Origin of the sequence: Kribbella amoyensis (genome assembly GCF_007828865.1) — a bacterium.
Classification (GTDB): domain Bacteria; phylum Actinomycetota; class Actinomycetes; order Propionibacteriales; family Kribbellaceae; genus Kribbella; species Kribbella amoyensis.
Genome location: NZ_VIVK01000001.1, coordinates 608,214 through 622,382 on the forward strand (window position 1 = coordinate 608,214; position 14,169 = coordinate 622,382).

Sequence of the window (14,169 nt, forward strand, 5' to 3'; positions counted from 1 at the left end):
GGCCATGGGCAGAGTGAGCGTGGTCAACTTCCAGTCCCTCGACGGGGTGATCCAGTCCGTGCTGTCGGCGGACGAGGACCGTGACGGCGGGTTCGCGCACGGCGGCTGGGTGCTGCCGTACACCGACGAGGTCGTGGCCGCGTTCATGCAGCGGCACACGACCGCCGCCGGTGGGTTGCTGCTCGGCCGCCGGACGTACGAGGCGTTCGCCGCGACCTGGCCGTACGCCGACCAGGCGGAGCCGGCCGTCGCCGCGATGAACCGGATCCCCAAGTACGTCGCCTCGACCACGCTGACCGAAGGCTCATGGGTGAACACCACCGTCCTCGGCGCCGACCTCCCCACGGAGATCGGCGCCCTGCCGGAGGACCTCGTCGTGTTCGGCAGCAGCGTCCTCCTGCGGACCCTGCTCGAGCACGGCCTGGTCGACGAGCTGCACCTGCTGACGTTCCCGGTGGTGCTCGGTGCCGGCAAGAAGATGTTCGGTGACTTGCCGGCACCGCTGCCGCTGACCCTGACCGGGACGACGACGTCACCGTCCGGCGTGGTGATCGCGAGCTACACCGCCTGACCGATGAGCTCCTGGACGAGGCCCTCGTGCAGTTCGCGGTAGACCTGGTCGCGGAGCACGTTGGCCTCGGTGTCGGTGAGCGTCCGGTCCAGCGGGCGGAGGATCAACCGGATCAGCGCGTTCCGCTGTCCCGGGACCAGCTGGAGCCTCTTCCTGGCCGGCTCGGGCAACTCGTCGTACGCCGTCTCGCTGATCAGCTCGACCGTCTCGGCGGCGTCCGCGTCGGGTCCCAGGGCCCGGCGGACCCGGTCGCCGAGGACCTCCAGGGACAGGTCCGCGTCCGGTCCCACCACGACGGACAGATCCCGGCGGACCGGCGGCATCGCGGACACCGGCTGGTACGGCAGCAGGTCGAGCATCTGCCCGGCGATCCGGGGATCCGTCGACCGGAGCAACCGGATGTCCGGGATCCCCTTGCGCAGCATGAGCAACCGGTCGAGCCCCGGTCCCATCGCGAGGCCGGTCCACGACTCGTCCAGGCCGGCGCGGCGCAGGACCTGGGGTGCGGCGACCCCGCATTCGCCGATCTCGATCCACTCGCCGTCGAGCCGGACGTCGATCTGCCGGCCGTGGATCGTGTACGGGTGCACCGCGGGGACCGTGCGGTACGTCCGGCCGGGCAGGACGGTCTCGACCAACCGGGCGATCATCTCTTCCAACTCGGGCTCCCCCAGCTCGACGTTGCGGCTGAGTCGCCACAGGTCAAGCTGGTGCGGGGTCCCGGTGTGCTGCCAGTCCACCGAGTCCCGCCGGTAACAGATACCGGCGCAGATCATCAGCACGTCGGTCGCGTCGGAGCTCGCGAGTTCGCGCAGCGCCGGCGGGATCATCGCGGACGTGTGCGACCGCAGCACCTCGCCGTCCGACGCGTACCGGGTGTACCGCGCCTCCCGGGTCACCGCGCCCGCGGCGTACCCGAGGTTGTCGTAGTTGTCGGCCAGCGGGACGACCGGGTGATCGCGCCGGGTCCAGATCTCCGTGTACGGCCAGGCCTGGCCGAGCGCGGTCCGGAGCGAGTCGACGATCAGCTGGATCGCGTGCGGACCCCCGGCCGGATCGGCGAGGTCGCGCAGACCCAGGGCGGCGTACAGTTCTTCCAAGGACAGGACAGCCATGAGGTGTTCTCCAAGCGGTGAGCGGTACGAGGGACGAAGACACCCCGACCGGCCGCGGTCACCTCAGGAGAGAGCGCAGCTACGGCTCACCCCGTCGGCACCACTGTGCCGGCCGGGGCGCGGAAATCGCTGCCCGTGCTGCTTCACGGTCTCCACTCTACCGGGACGCGCCAATCTCCCGCCCGCCCTTTTCGGATGCGAGGATCGACGGCATGCGATGGATCGACAGCCTGGAAGCGGCCGCGGCCGAGAAGCTGCCCGAGCCGGTGCACCGGTACTTCCGGCAGGGCTCGGCGGGCGGAGTCAGCGTGAGCGAGGCGGTGGCGGCGTGGAACGCGTACCGCTTCCGGCCGCACATCCTCACCGACGTGAGCACCGTCGACCTGCGGACCACGGTGCTCGGTACACCGGTCGACGTCCCGGTCCTGGTGGCTCCGTCGACGCTCCAGCTGCAGGCCGATCCGGGCGGCGAGGTGGCGATGGCGGCCGGCGTCGCGGCGGCCGGGTCGGTCGTCGGGGTGTCGAGCAACGCGGGCAGTACGTTCGCCGACATCGCCGCGGCCGGGGCGCCGTGGTGGCTGCAGATCTACGTCGTCCGCAACCGCGAGGTGACGGTACGGATGCTCGACGCGGCCGTGGAAGCCGGAGCGCGGGCGATCGTCCTCACCGCGGACACCCCGGTGGTCGGCCGCAAGGAGGACGACGGGCCGACGGTCTGGGAGACGGTCCAGGCGACCCACGGCCTGGCCAACGTGAACGAGGACGACTACACCGACGACGACCTCGGCAAGGCCGACGACCTCGGGCCGGACGTGATCGGCTGGCTGGCCGAGCGGACCGGGCTGCCGGTCGTGGTGAAGGGCGTACTCCGCGGCGACGACGCGAAGCGCTGCGCGGACGCGGGGGCGGCCGGCGTGATCGTGTCGAACCACGGCGGCCGGCAGCTGGACGGCTCGATCGCGACCGCCCGGGCCCTTCCCGAGGTCGCCGAGGCCCTCACCGGGACCGGCACCGAGGTGTACGTCGACGGCGGCATCCGACGTGGCGAACACGTGCTGGCCGCGTTGGCGCTGGGTGCGCGGGCCGTCTTCGTCGGGCGGCCGGCGTTGTGGGCGCTCACCGTCGGCGGGAGCGCCGGGGTGACCCGGATGCTCACCGACCTCGGCGACGAGCTCGACCACGCCCTCCGCCTCGTCGGTGTCCCCCGTGCCGAGGACCTGACGCCCGACCTGCTCGTACCGTGATCCGGCCGCGGCCGGCGCTGACGACGCCGCCCTGACAACGCACAAGGCCCCGGTCTGCCGACCGGGGCCTTGTGGTTGACCAGAGTGACCGAGCCTCAGGCGTCGGCGTTCTCCTCGAGCAGGTTGCGGGTCGCGTTGGGGTCCACCTGGACACCCGGACCCATCGTGGTCGAGAAGACGGTCTTCTTGATGTAGCGGCCCTTGGAGCTGGCCGGCTTGAGCCGGAGGATCTCCTCGAGCGCGGCGCTGTAGTTCTCCACCAGCTGCTGCTCGTCGAACGAGGCCTTGCCGATGATGAAGTGCAGGTTCGCGTGCCGGTCGACCCGGAACTCGATCTTGCCGCCCTTGATGTCGTTCACGGCCTTGGTCACGTCGGGGGTGACGGTGCCGGTCTTCGGGTTCGGCATCAGACCACGCGGGCCGAGCACGCGACCCAGCCGGCCGACCTTGCCCATCAGGTCGGGGGTGGCGACGACGGCGTCGAAGTCGAGCCAGCCGTCGGTGACCTTCTTGATCAGGTCGTCGTCGCCGACGAAGTCGGCGCCGGCGGCCTTGGCGGCCTCGGCCTTCTCACCGGTGGCGAAGACGAGGACCCGTGCCGTCTTGCCGGTACCGTGCGGAAGGTTGACGGTGCCGCGCACCATCTGGTCGGCCTTGCGGGGGTCGACCCCGAGCCGCATCGCCACGTCGACCGTGGAGTTGAACTTCTTGCCGCCGGCCGCTTCCTTGGCGAGCTTGATCGCCTCGAGCGGGCTGTACAGCTTGTCGAAGTCGATCTTCTCCGCGATCGTGCGGTAGGCCTTGCTGCGCTGTGCCATTGCTGTTCCTCTCTGGGGTGTGGTCTCCGGGCGGCGCTTCGCCCTGCCACAACTGCTGTCCTGCGGGTACTGCGAGAGCCGGTCAGGCCTCGACGGTGACACCCATCGAACGGGCGGTGCCCTCGATGATCTTCATCGCGGCGTCGATGTCGCGGGCGTTCAGGTCCGGCATCTTGGTGGTGGCGATCTCGCGGACCTGGTCCTTGGTGATCTTGCCGACCTTGTCCTTGTGCGGGACCGACGAGCCCTTCTGCAGACCGGCGGCCTTCTTGATCATCTCCGGCGCCGGCGGCGTCTTGGTGATGAAGGTGAAGGAGCGGTCTTCGTAGATGGTGATCTCGACCGGGACGACGTTTCCACGCATGGACTCCGTCTGGGCGTTGTACGCCTTGCAGAACTCCATGATGTTGACGCCGTGCGGACCGAGCGCGGTACCGACAGGCGGTGCCGGCGTCGCGGCGCCGGCCTGCAGCTGCACCTTGACCAGGGCAGCGATCTTCTTCTTCGGAGGCATTCTTTCGGGTCCTTAGACTTTCTGGATCTGGTTGAAGCTGAGTTCGACCGGGGTCTCCCGGCCGAAGATCTCCACCAGCGCCTTGATCCGCTGGGCGTCGGCGTTGATCTCCGTGATCGTGGCGTGCAGGGTCGCGAACGGCCCGTCGACCACCATGACCGAGTCACCCACGCCGAAGTCGGCGACCTCGACCTTCTTCTTGGCCGGGGCCTTCGCGGGTGCGCCACCGGTCTCGGCAGCCGCCGCCTCGGCCGCCGCCACGACGGCCGGTGCGAGCATCTTCTCCACCTCTTCGAGGCTGAGCGGGACGGGCTTCTGGCTGTTCCCGACGAAGCCGGTCACCGACGGCGTGTGCCGCACGGTCGACCAGGACTCGTCCGTGAGGTCCATCCGGACCAGCACGTAGCCGGGGAGCACGGTGCGCTTCACCATCCGGCGCTGCCCGTTCTTGATCTCGGCGACCTCTTCGGTCGGCACGACGATCTCGAAGATGTAGTCCTCCATGTTCAGGGAGTTGATCCGGTTCTCCAGGTTGCCCTTGACCCGGTTCTCCATCCCTGAGTACGTGTGCACCACGTACCAGTCGCCGATCTGGGACCGCAGCCGGCTGCGCAGCTCCTCGAGCGGGTCGCCCGGCTCCTCCGGCTCGGCCTCGTCCTCGTCGGCGGCGGCGGCCACCGCGGCAGCGGCACCGGCGGCACCGACGGCGGCCGCCGCCACCGCCAGGGCGTCCTCGTCGGCGTCGTCGTCCGCCTCGTCGTCCTCGTCCTCGTCGGCGTCGTCCTCGTCAGCGGCCTCGGCGGTCGCGGCGACGGGCTCGTCGTCGGAGTCGTCGTCCGCGTCGGCGGCGGCCGTCACGGTCGCGGCGTCGTCCTCGGAGTCGCCCGCGTCGTCGCCGTCCTCGTCACCTTCGGCGTCGTCGCCGGAGTCGGTGGCGACCACGACGACCGGCTCGGCGTCGGAGTCGTCGTCGTCCTCGTCGCCGTCCTCGGCCTCGTCGTCGGCGGCGTACTCGTCGTCGTTCTCGGAGTCGAGATCCGCGAACGGGTCGTCGCCGTCGTCGTCACCGTCGTCGAACAGGTCGTCGTCGTTGCCGTCGTAGTCGAGGTCGTCGTCGGAGTCAGCGGACATGTCGAAGTCGTCCTCGAACTCGAGGACCTCGTCGTCACGCTCGGACACGTTGTACTCCGTCATCTCTGCATCGGGTGTTGTCTACAGCGGGTCGGGCCGGGCCGTCCCGGGAGACCGCGACCGGTACGCCGGCGCGGTCGGGGGGCTCAGCCGAAGATCTTGAACATCGCCCAGCCGAAGGCCAGGTCGAGGACCGACACGATCGCGATGACGAACACCACGAAGGTCAGCACGACCACGAAGTAGGTGGAGAGCTGCTTCCGGGTCGGCCAGACGACCTTGCGAAGCTCGGCGACCACCTGGCGGTAGAAGCGCAGCAGGCGGTTGCCCGACTTGCCTTCCGCAGGCTTGCCGGCGCCGGAGGGTGCCGGGGTGCGCGTCTCCGTCACGACCTACCTCTTTCGCTAGCGGCGGCCTGACCAGCCCTGCGCCGGTCAGGATTTGCAGGGCACGAGGGACTTGAACCCCCAACCTTCGGTTTTGGAGACCGATGCTCTGCCAGTTGAGCTAGTGCCCTCTGCAACATCCCGGACGCCGCTGATCCTGATCTCGGGCATGCCGGATCAGGGCCATCTACGCCCGGACTAGAAGAGTGTACGGGGTCGGAGCTTCCTGGTCGAACTGAGGCCCTACCCGTTCCACGACTCCCACCGGGCGCCGTACCGCGAGCAGAACCATACCGTCCCCACAGCCCAAGAACGCCACACACCCCCCACTTCGTTCCCAACCCCGGGCCCAGTGTTCGTCCCCACCACCCGACAAGCCCCACCAACCCCCGCCAAAGCCGGGGGTGGGGACAGGTGGGCGGGGCTGGGGCAGGGGGCGGGGGTGGGGTGGGGGTCAGTCGGTGATACCGGGATGTGGGCCGGTATCGGGTGGTGCCAGGATGGGGCCATGGCTTCCCGCATCTCCGCACGTATCGGTGCTATCAGTGAATCGGCCACGCTCGCGGTCGACGCCAAGGCGAAGGCGCTCAAGGCGGCCGGGCGCCCGGTGATCGGCTTCGGCGCCGGCGAACCGGACTTCCCGACCCCGGACTACATCGTCGAGGCCGCCGTCGAGGCCGCCCGCGATCCGAAGAACCACCGCTACAGCCCGGCCGGTGGTCTGCCGGAGCTGAAGCAGGCGATCGTCGCGAAGACCAAGCGGGACTCCGGGTACGAGATCGAGGCCGCGCAGGTACTGGTCACCAACGGCGGCAAGCACGCGGTGTACAACGCGTTCGCCACCCTGCTCGACCCGGGCGACGAGGTGCTGCTGCCGGCACCGTTCTGGACCACGTACCCGGAGGCGATCCAGCTGGCCGGCGGGGTTCCGGTCGAGGTGCTCGCCGACGAGACGCAGAACTACCTGGTCACCGTCGAGCAGCTGGAGGCGGCCCGGACCGAGAAGACGAAGGCACTGCTGTTCTGCTCGCCGTCGAACCCGACCGGCGCGGTGGACAGCCCCGAGGCCGTCGAGGCGATCGGCCGCTGGGCGCTCGAGCACGGCATCTGGGTGATCACCGACGAGATCTACGAGCACCTCACCTACGGCGACACCAAGGCGACGTCGCTGCCGGTCGCGGTGCCGGAGCTCGCCGACACCACCATCGTGCTGAACGGCGTCGCCAAGACGTACGCGATGACCGGCTGGCGGGTCGGCTGGATGATCGGCCCGAAGGACGTCGTCAAGGCGGCCACCAACCTGCAGTCGCACCAGACCTCGAACGTCTGCAACATCGCCCAGCGGGCCGCGATCGCCGCGCTCGAGGGTGACCTGAGCGCCGTGGACGAGATGAAGGCCGCGTTCGACCGGCGCCGCCGCACGATGGTGTCGATGCTGAACGAGATCCCCGGCGTCGAGTGCCCCGAGCCGACCGGCGCGTTCTACGCGTACCCGTCGGTCAAGGGCGTGCTCGGCAAGGAGATCAACGGCCGCACCCCGACCACGTCCGCGGAGCTGGCCGAGATCATCCTCGACGACGCCGAGGTCGCCGTGGTCCCGGGTGAGGCGTTCGGCGCCCCGGGGTACCTGCGGCTGTCGTACGCGCTCGGCGACGACGACCTGGCCGAGGGCGTCTCCCGCATCGCCAAGCTCCTCAGCTGACCCCGCACCCCTCTTCCGGGCCGTCCACCCACCGGTGGGCGGCCCGGTTCGTGCGTTTCGACAGGAGGTGGTGCTCGTTCCGCCTCACGCTCCGGCGCACGTGACCGGGCCGGCGGGCGTGATCGTGGACCAGGTCCTGTCGAAATGCACATGTGCGGCCCCGATTTCTTTCTCTGGGCAGGCCGTCGGTAACCTTCGGTAATGGCGCCTCGCGACCTGCGGCTGTTGCCGAAGACGCACCTGCATCTGCACTTCTCCGGGTCGATGCGGCATCTCACCCTGGTCGAGTTGGCCGACACGCACGGGGTCCGGTTGCCGGACGCGCTGCGGACCGACTGGCCGCCGGAGCTGTCGGCGGCCGACGAGCGCGGCTGGTTCCGGTTCCAGCGGCTGTACGACATCGCCCGCTCGGTGCTGCGGACCGAGGACGACGTCCGCCGGCTGGTCCGCGAGGCCGCCGAGGACGACAAGGCCGACGGGTCCCGCTGGCTGGAGATCCAGGTCGACCCGTCCGGGTACGCGAATCGCTTCCACGGCATCACCGCGTTCACCGACCTGGTCCTGGACGCCGCCCGGGACGCCGCAGCCGGTACCGGGATCGCGGTCCAGGTGATCATCGCGGCGAACCGCACCCGGCATCCCCTCGACGCCCGGACCCTGGCCCGGCTGGCCGCGCAGTACGTCGGCCGTGGCGTCGTCGGGTTCGGGCTGTCCAACGACGAGCGGCGCGGCACCACGTCGGAGTTCGCGCCCGCGTTCCGGATCGCGCGGAACGCGGGTCTGCTCGCGGCTCCGCACGGCGGCGAGCTCTGCGGTCCGGCCACGGTGCGGACGTGTCTCGACGAGCTCGGCGCCGGCCGGGTCGGTCACGGGGTTCGCACGATCGAGGACCCCGACCTGCTCAAGCGCGTCGTCGACGCCCAGGTCGCGCTCGAGGTCTGCCCCGCCTCCAACGTGTCGCTCGGTGTCTACCGCCGTCCCGAGGACGTGCCGCTCCGCCAGTTGTACGAGGCCGGTGCGCGCATCGCCCTCGGCGCCGATGACCCGCTGCTGTTCGGATCCCGCCTCGCGGAGCAGTACGAGACGGCTCGCGCGGTGCACCACTTCACCGACGAGGAACTGGCCGACCTGGCCCGCGGTTCGGTGCTCGCGTCCACCGCCCCGGACGAGGTCCGCAAGACCCTGCTGACCGACATCGACGACTGGCTCGGCGCCGACCAGACCACCGCCGCGCCGGCGCCTGCGGCGACCTACTGACGGCGACCGTTTCCTCACCGATCAGGGACCGTTGCGGGAGCGGGGCTCCGGGCTTACGTTGCGGGCATGAGGACGCCGACGAAGATCCTTCTGCCAGAGGATGAGCTGCCCACGCGGTGGTACAACGTGTTGCACGATCTGCCCACCCCGCCGCCGCCGGTGCTGCATCCGGGGACCGGGCAGCCGGTGGGGCCGGACGACCTGGCGCCGCTGTTCCCGATGGACCTGATCCTGCAGGAGGTCTCGCAGGAGCAGTACGTCGACATCCCCGGCGAAGTGCTCGACGTGTACCGGTTGTGGCGGCCGAGTCCGCTGTACCGGGCGCATCGGCTGGAGCGGGCGCTCGATACGCCGGCGCGGATCTACTACAAGTACGAGGGGGTCTCGCCGGCCGGGTCGCACAAGCCGAACACCGCCGTCCCGCAGGCGTTCTACAACGCGAAGGCGGGCGTCCGGAAGCTCACCACCGAGACCGGCGCCGGCCAGTGGGGTACCGCGCTGGCGTTCGCGTGTGCGCAGTACGGGCTGGAGTGCGAGGTCTGGCAGGTGCGGGCGTCGTACGACCAGAAGCCGTACCGGCGGACGATGATGGAGGTCTTCGGCGCGACCGTGCACCCGAGCCCGTCGGAGCTGACCGAGGCGGGCCGCAAGATCCTCGCCCAGGACCCCGACTCCAGCGGGTCGCTGGGGATCGCGATCAGCGAGGCCGTCGAGATGGCGGTCCAGGATCCCGACGTGCACTACGCGCTCGGCAGCGTGCTGAACCACGTCCTGCTGCACCAGACGATCATCGGCGAGGAAGCCCTGCTGCAGCTCGCGATGGCCGGGGAGCAGGCGGACCTGATCGTCGGCTGTACCGGCGGCGGGTCGAACTTCGGCGGTCTCGCGTTCCCGTTCCTGCGGGAGAAGTGGGCCGGCCGGCAGGCACCGGTGATCCGCGCGGTCGAGCCGGCCGCGTGTCCGTCGCTGACCCAGGGCACGTACGCGTACGACTTCGGCGACACCCTCGGGATGACGCCGCTGATGAAGATGCACACCCTCGGCCACGACTTCGTGCCGGACCCGATCCACGCCGGCGGCCTGCGGTACCACGGGATGAGCCCGCTGATCAGCCACCTGTACGAGACCGGTGAGCTCGAGGCGATCGCGAAACCGCAGTCCGAGTGCTTCGCGGCCGGGGTGCTGTTCGCCCGGACCGAGGGCATCGTGCCGGCTCCCGAACCGACGCACGCGCTCGCCGCCGCGATCGAGGAAGCCCAACGTTGCAAGGAGTCCGGCGAGGAGAAGGTCATCCTCACCGCGCTCTGCGGCCACGGCCACCTCGACCTGGCCGCGTACGACGCCTACCTGTCCGACAAGATGACCGACCGGTCCTGGGACGACGCCGACATCCAGGCCGCCGTCGCGCAGGCGCTGGAGCGACTGCCCGCGGTCGACTGAGGAACCGCGGGCGGCTTCACATCCGCCCGCGCTTCCACCACGGCTTCGGCTTCTTCGGCACCGCGGCCAGCCAGTCCTCGGGGATCATCCACCCGTGTGCCGCGAGCCGGTCGAAGTACTGCGCCTTGAGGCTGTCCGGCAACCAGTACGTCGCCCGCTCGCGGTCGGCCACCTCGAAGTACGTCGTCCGCCTCCCCCGGCTCCAGACGGCCGCGTGCGTCGAGCAGTAGGCCAACCGGGTGTAGTCCCAGCGGGCCTGGTCGTCGGCCAGGTCGAACGGGCGCTCGTGCAGCGTGAACGGCCCCTGCTTGCGGACCGGCTCCGTGCCGAGCTCCTCGATCAGCCCCTGCACGACGGCCCGGTCGTCGGTCATCCGATCCGGCAGCAACAACCGGCGCGGGTCGATGATCGCCTCACCCAGCCACGGCCCGACGACGTCGAGGAACGTCTCCAGCAGCGCGAACCCGACCTCGGCCCGCTCGAACCGGCCGAGCTCCGCCCGCAACGTCGTGATCGCTTCCTCCGCCACCCGGACCCTCCTCGCCAGCCGCCGTTGCCGTGGACCCTAGCGGGAGCGGCCAAAACCGGCCCGGACCGCGCGCGGATCCGGGGCATCCCGGGGCATCTCGGGGCATCGTGGGGCAGGTCGTCCACAGGCGGGGTTTTCGTGGTCGCGGAGGGTGTCCGGACACCTACAGTTACCGCCATGCCAGTGCCCAACGAGTTGCTGCGTGCGGCGCGGGAGCGGACGCCGTCCCTGCGCGCACCGGGCGAGCACATGTCCCGCAGCGAGCTGGCGGAGGCCGTCTGCGCCTGGCTCTGGGAGACCACCGAGGTCCGCTACGACCTGGACGGCCACTACGTCGCCAAGCTCGAACGCGGCGCGGTCCGCTGGCCGGGCCCGGCGTACCGGTCCGGTCTGCGGCACGTCCTGAACGTTGCCACAGACAACGAACTCGGTTTCGGCGTGAGCGGCGAGCCGCTCGCCCCGGCCGAGCCGGACATCACGCCGGTACTGACGCACGGGCTGGCCGACGACCTGGTCGACGCCGGTGACGAGTCGGTCGCGCTGCTCGCCCTCGCCGAGGAGTCGAACGTCGGCGGCCTGACCGTCGAGCAGTTGCACGCCGACATCCAGCGGATCGCGCAGAGCTATCTCAAGGTGCCGACGAAGCCGTTGTTCCTGCGCAGCCGGGCGATCCGTGACCGGGCGTTCAAGCTGCTGGCCGGCCGCCAGCCACCCCGGCAGAGCCGCGAGTTGTACGCCGCGGCCGGCTGGGCGCTGACCACGCTCGCCTGGATGTCGGTGGACCTCGGTCGCCCGGACGTTGCCGAGAGCCACACCCGGACGGCCTGGGCGTGCGCCGAAGCGGCCGACCACGACGAACTCCGCGCCTGGATCCGTGCCACCCAGCACACGGCCGCCTTCTGGCAGGACGACTTCGCCCGCGCCGCGGAGTACGCCCGCGACGGCCTGCGGTACGCCGGCGGCACGTCCGCCGTCTTCCTCGCCGGAGTGCTCGCGGTCGACCTGGCCCGGACCGGCCGCGAGTCCGAGGCCCGCGAGGCGCTCGCCGTCGCCAAGCGCACCAGGACGTCGCCGGGTGTCGCCGAGGTGGGCGGCCCGTTCCTCTGCCCGCCGGAACGCGCCGAGGGGCTGTGGTCCGACGCGCACCTGGCTCTCGGCGAAGCGCGGTACACCTTGGACCACGCGGACCACAGTCTGGCCTTGTACGCCGCCGATCCCCCGGCCCAGCGCAACCACGGCTCCGAGCGCATGGTCCACCTGCAGCAAGCCAAGGCGAGACTGGAACTGGGCCAGCTCGACGGCGCTCGTGCTTCCATCGCCCCACTCCTCGCCGTCCCGTTGGAGTACAGGGTCCGCCCGCTGCTGCACCGCATCAGCGAGCTGGCGGCCCAGCTGCGTACGCACCACTCACTCACCGACCCGGCCGCGCTCGATCTGCACACGACCCTCCGCGATTACCTCAACCGGCCCACCCGGCCTCGTCGGCTGCTCCCGCGCTGAGGTTCAGCCGGCTTTGACGGTGACGTCGCAGCCGTAGAACTCACCGAGGTACACCTGCTTGCTGCCTTGCGCGGCCAGGCGGACCACGCGATTCGCCGGTTGGGCGGTACCGAAGGCGAGGTCGCGGCCGTCGGCGGCATCGCGGAGGACGAACTCGCAGCGGCCGTAGCTGTGGAAGTCGGTGACCTCGACGAGGGCGCCCTTGTCGTTCGGCAGCGTGAACGCCTCGGTGTCGCCGGTGCCGGGATGCTGGGCGAACGGCAGCGCCTTCTGACCGCTGCCGGACGTGTGCGTCGCCGCGCAGACCGAGGCGCTGGTGTCCACGCGGAAGGTCCCGGACTGGGCGATCTGGAAGGTCCGCTCCTCGAAGACCTGCTGGTACTCCTTCGTCTTCGCGCCCGTCTCCACGTCCGTCACGGTGAACGTGCAACCACCGTCGACGGCGTTGGTTCCGCGCAGTTGGACCCGCCAGGGCCCCGACTCGCTGAACTCCCCGGCCACCGAGTTGCCTGTCGACGAGCGCCCGTCCCCGTTCGTCAGCAGCACAACGGCAATCACCCCCGCCGCAACCACCACCATGGCGCCGACGATGGACGCGATCCGCCGACGCGGAGACCACCCCCACCAACCACGACGCCAAGCCTCACTCCCCGGCGGCTCCCCCGGGGGTTCAGCCTGCTCCGAGTCCGCACTCGCCTCCGCGCTGTCCTGTTCGCGCGCTGCAGACTCAGGCAGGTCCGCAGACGCGGTGCCTGACGGCGCTTGGTCTGAGGACGCCGTACGTGACGGCGCTGCTTCGGCAGACGCGGTACCTGAGGACGCGGTACCTGAAGGCGCAGCACTCCTACCCGAAGGCGCCTCAGCTTCAGCAATCGCGACAGCGGGTGCCTCAGGAGCAGCGCTCGGGACGGCGGGCGGCTCGGGCGTGACGGTGGTGAGGGCGGCGGTGGCTGCGGCGGCTACTGAGCGGCTGTCGTCTTCGGTGAGGCGTTGGAGGGTTGCTTTTGCTGCCAGGCGGAGGCCGGCGTTGCGGCCTTGGAGGAGGCCGGTGAGTTCGGCGACCGCGCCGACCCTGAGAGTGGCGAGCGGGCTGTCGATCATCTGCAACAACTCGGCCGGCAGCGGCGCGGGATCGGTGACCGGGTGGCTTCGGCGGGCGAGGTAGAGCTCGCCCTGCATCTCCACGTCCCGGCTCGGGGTCTGTTGCGGATTCTGCTCCCGGACCCGGTCGAAGACGTACTCGTAGAGCTCGTTCAGCGACACCCAGCCGTCCTGGTCGAGGTCCGCGTCTCCACTCGCCAGGCCGTCCACCAACGCCGCGGTGAACACCGACGGCGAGGTGTGGTCGTCCGCGAGCCGGTCCCCCTCGAACGCGTATTCCGTCGCACTCGACGCCGTGATGACCGCCCGGCCGCGACCACCGCCCAACCGCCCACCGCCGAAGCTGTCCAGCACATGCGCGTCTCCAGCAGCGCGGACGGTAACGCCTTTGCTGAAAGCGCCTCCGTAGCAACAGTCGAGCAGCAGCACGACGCTCCGCGACCGGCTCATCCGCAGGCACCGCTGGACGAACTCGGCCGGTACCGCGGTGGAGCCGAGCCGGTTCGGCCGGGTGTTGGTGGCGGCGAAGAACAACTCGCCGGACTCGCTCTTCAGCCCGTGGCAGGAGAAGTGCAGCAGCAACACGTCGTCCGGCCGGCTGTCGGAGAACAGATCCTCGATCCGGCCCTCGATCACGTGCGCCGCCTCGTTCCGCACCACGTGCACGTCGAACCCACCGATCGCGGGATCGCCGAGGACCTCGGCCAGCGCCCGCGCGTCGGCCGCGGGCGCCCGGAGCTGCCCCAGCCCCTCGTGCTCGTAGACGTCGTTGGCAACGATCAACGCCGTGCGTCGCCCAGCCATCCAGCCGCCCTCCCCTGGCGCGGAATGCCCGCTCTCCCCTCAGTGTGGGTCGCGGGC

At 70.5% G+C, this 14,169-nt stretch carries 13 protein-coding genes and 1 tRNA gene; 6 read left to right on the top strand and 8 right to left on the bottom strand.

What is annotated here, in order from left to right; all coding sequences use genetic code 11:
- The first annotated feature begins 4 nt into the window (after window positions 1–4).
- Window positions 5–571, top strand: coding sequence for a dihydrofolate reductase family protein (locus FB561_RS02965; RefSeq protein ID WP_145802750.1), 567 nt, complete (start codon window positions 5–7; stop codon window positions 569–571).
- On the opposite strand, the gene srmL is transcribed toward FB561_RS02965, so the two are convergent.
- The gene (gene srmL, locus FB561_RS02970) at window positions 559–1,686 is read right to left on the bottom strand and encodes a PheS-related mystery ligase SrmL (RefSeq protein WP_145802751.1); all 1,128 of its coding nucleotides are present in this window, start codon (window positions 1,684–1,686) and stop codon (window positions 559–561) included. The two genes, FB561_RS02965 and srmL, sit on opposite strands and share 13 nt — an antisense overlap.
- A gap of 212 nt (window positions 1,687–1,898) precedes the next feature.
- On the opposite strand from srmL, the gene FB561_RS02975 reads away from it, so the two are divergent.
- Window positions 1,899–2,930, top strand: coding sequence for an alpha-hydroxy acid oxidase (locus tag FB561_RS02975; protein ID WP_145802753.1), 1,032 nt, complete (start codon window positions 1,899–1,901; stop codon window positions 2,928–2,930).
- Window positions 2,931–3,025: 95 nt separating this feature from the next.
- Here the strand turns inward: FB561_RS02975 and rplA are convergent, their stop codons facing one another.
- The 5 genes from rplA to FB561_RS03000 form a co-directional block, all read right to left on the bottom strand.
- A complete protein-coding gene (gene rplA / locus FB561_RS02980; RefSeq protein ID WP_145802755.1) occupies window positions 3,026–3,748 on the bottom strand; it encodes a 50S ribosomal protein L1 in 723 nt (240 codons plus the stop codon).
- Window positions 3,749–3,830: 82 nt separating this feature from the next.
- Window positions 3,831–4,262: a 50S ribosomal protein L11 gene (rplK, locus tag FB561_RS02985; RefSeq protein ID WP_145802757.1), complete on the bottom strand. Its 432-nt coding sequence runs from the start codon at window positions 4,260–4,262 to the stop codon at window positions 3,831–3,833.
- A 12-nt stretch (window positions 4,263–4,274) separates the two neighbouring features.
- Window positions 4,275–5,204, bottom strand: coding sequence for a transcription termination/antitermination protein NusG (gene nusG / locus FB561_RS02990; RefSeq protein ID WP_238335140.1), 930 nt, complete (start codon window positions 5,202–5,204; stop codon window positions 4,275–4,277).
- A 335-nt stretch (window positions 5,205–5,539) separates the two neighbouring features.
- Window positions 5,540–5,782 carry a preprotein translocase subunit SecE gene (gene secE, locus FB561_RS02995; protein ID WP_145802759.1) on the bottom strand — a complete coding sequence of 81 codons (243 nt, stop codon included), beginning with the start codon at window positions 5,780–5,782 and terminating at the stop codon, window positions 5,540–5,542.
- 55 nt (window positions 5,783–5,837) lie between these two features.
- Window positions 5,838–5,910 (bottom strand) — tRNA-Trp (locus FB561_RS03000).
- A gap of 377 nt (window positions 5,911–6,287) precedes the next feature.
- Between FB561_RS03000 and FB561_RS03005 the strand changes: the two genes are divergently transcribed.
- The 3 genes from FB561_RS03005 to FB561_RS03015 all read left to right on the top strand — a co-directional run bounded on the left by FB561_RS03005 (window position 6,288) and on the right by FB561_RS03015 (window position 10,178).
- Window positions 6,288–7,481: a pyridoxal phosphate-dependent aminotransferase gene (locus FB561_RS03005; RefSeq protein ID WP_145802762.1), complete on the top strand. Its 1,194-nt coding sequence runs from the start codon at window positions 6,288–6,290 to the stop codon at window positions 7,479–7,481.
- A 201-nt stretch (window positions 7,482–7,682) separates the two neighbouring features.
- On the top strand, window positions 7,683–8,738 hold the full coding sequence (locus FB561_RS03010) for an adenosine deaminase (protein WP_145802764.1): 1,056 nt from the start codon (window positions 7,683–7,685) through the stop codon (window positions 8,736–8,738).
- Between the two features lie 66 nt (window positions 8,739–8,804).
- Window positions 8,805–10,178, top strand: a complete 1,374-nt coding sequence (locus FB561_RS03015) for a TrpB-like pyridoxal phosphate-dependent enzyme (protein ID WP_145802766.1) — start codon at window positions 8,805–8,807, stop codon at window positions 10,176–10,178.
- A 16-nt stretch (window positions 10,179–10,194) separates the two neighbouring features.
- Here the strand turns inward: FB561_RS03015 and FB561_RS03020 are convergent, their stop codons facing one another.
- Complete coding sequence (locus FB561_RS03020) at window positions 10,195–10,707, bottom strand: hypothetical protein (RefSeq protein WP_145802768.1); 513 nt, start codon at window positions 10,705–10,707, stop codon at window positions 10,195–10,197.
- A gap of 177 nt (window positions 10,708–10,884) precedes the next feature.
- Here FB561_RS03020 and FB561_RS03025 point away from each other — a divergent pair, with 177 nt between their 5' ends.
- Entirely contained in the window at window positions 10,885–12,207 is a 1,323-nt protein-coding gene (locus FB561_RS03025; RefSeq protein ID WP_145802770.1) for an NsdA family TPR-like regulatory protein, read from the top strand.
- Window positions 12,208–12,210: 3 nt separating this feature from the next.
- Here the strand turns inward: FB561_RS03025 and FB561_RS03030 are convergent, their stop codons facing one another.
- Window positions 12,211–14,112, bottom strand: coding sequence for a caspase family protein (locus FB561_RS03030; protein WP_145802772.1), 1,902 nt, complete (start codon window positions 14,110–14,112; stop codon window positions 12,211–12,213).
- Window positions 14,113–14,169: the final 57 nt, after the last annotated feature.

What these genes read in the sequence shown, in the direction of transcription:
- FB561_RS02965 (WP_145802750.1), top strand. Translation starts at nt 5, where the DNA reads ATGGGCAGAGTGAGCGTGGTCAACTTCCAGTCCCTCGACGGGGTGATC.
- srmL (WP_145802751.1), bottom strand. Translation starts at nt 1,686, where the DNA reads ATGGCTGTCCTGTCCTTGGAAGAACTGTACGCCGCCCTGGGTCTGCGC.
- FB561_RS02975 (WP_145802753.1), top strand. Translation starts at nt 1,899, where the DNA reads ATGCGATGGATCGACAGCCTGGAAGCGGCCGCGGCCGAGAAGCTGCCC.
- rplA (WP_145802755.1), bottom strand. Translation starts at nt 3,748, where the DNA reads ATGGCACAGCGCAGCAAGGCCTACCGCACGATCGCGGAGAAGATCGAC.
- rplK (WP_145802757.1), bottom strand. Translation starts at nt 4,262, where the DNA reads ATGCCTCCGAAGAAGAAGATCGCTGCCCTGGTCAAGGTGCAGCTGCAG.
- FB561_RS03005 (WP_145802762.1), top strand. Translation starts at nt 6,288, where the DNA reads ATGGCTTCCCGCATCTCCGCACGTATCGGTGCTATCAGTGAATCGGCC.
- FB561_RS03010 (WP_145802764.1), top strand. Translation starts at nt 7,683, where the DNA reads ATGGCGCCTCGCGACCTGCGGCTGTTGCCGAAGACGCACCTGCATCTG.
- FB561_RS03015 (WP_145802766.1), top strand. Translation starts at nt 8,805, where the DNA reads ATGAGGACGCCGACGAAGATCCTTCTGCCAGAGGATGAGCTGCCCACG.
- FB561_RS03025 (WP_145802770.1), top strand. Translation starts at nt 10,885, where the DNA reads ATGCCAGTGCCCAACGAGTTGCTGCGTGCGGCGCGGGAGCGGACGCCG.
- FB561_RS03030 (WP_145802772.1), bottom strand. Translation starts at nt 14,112, where the DNA reads ATGGCTGGGCGACGCACGGCGTTGATCGTTGCCAACGACGTCTACGAG.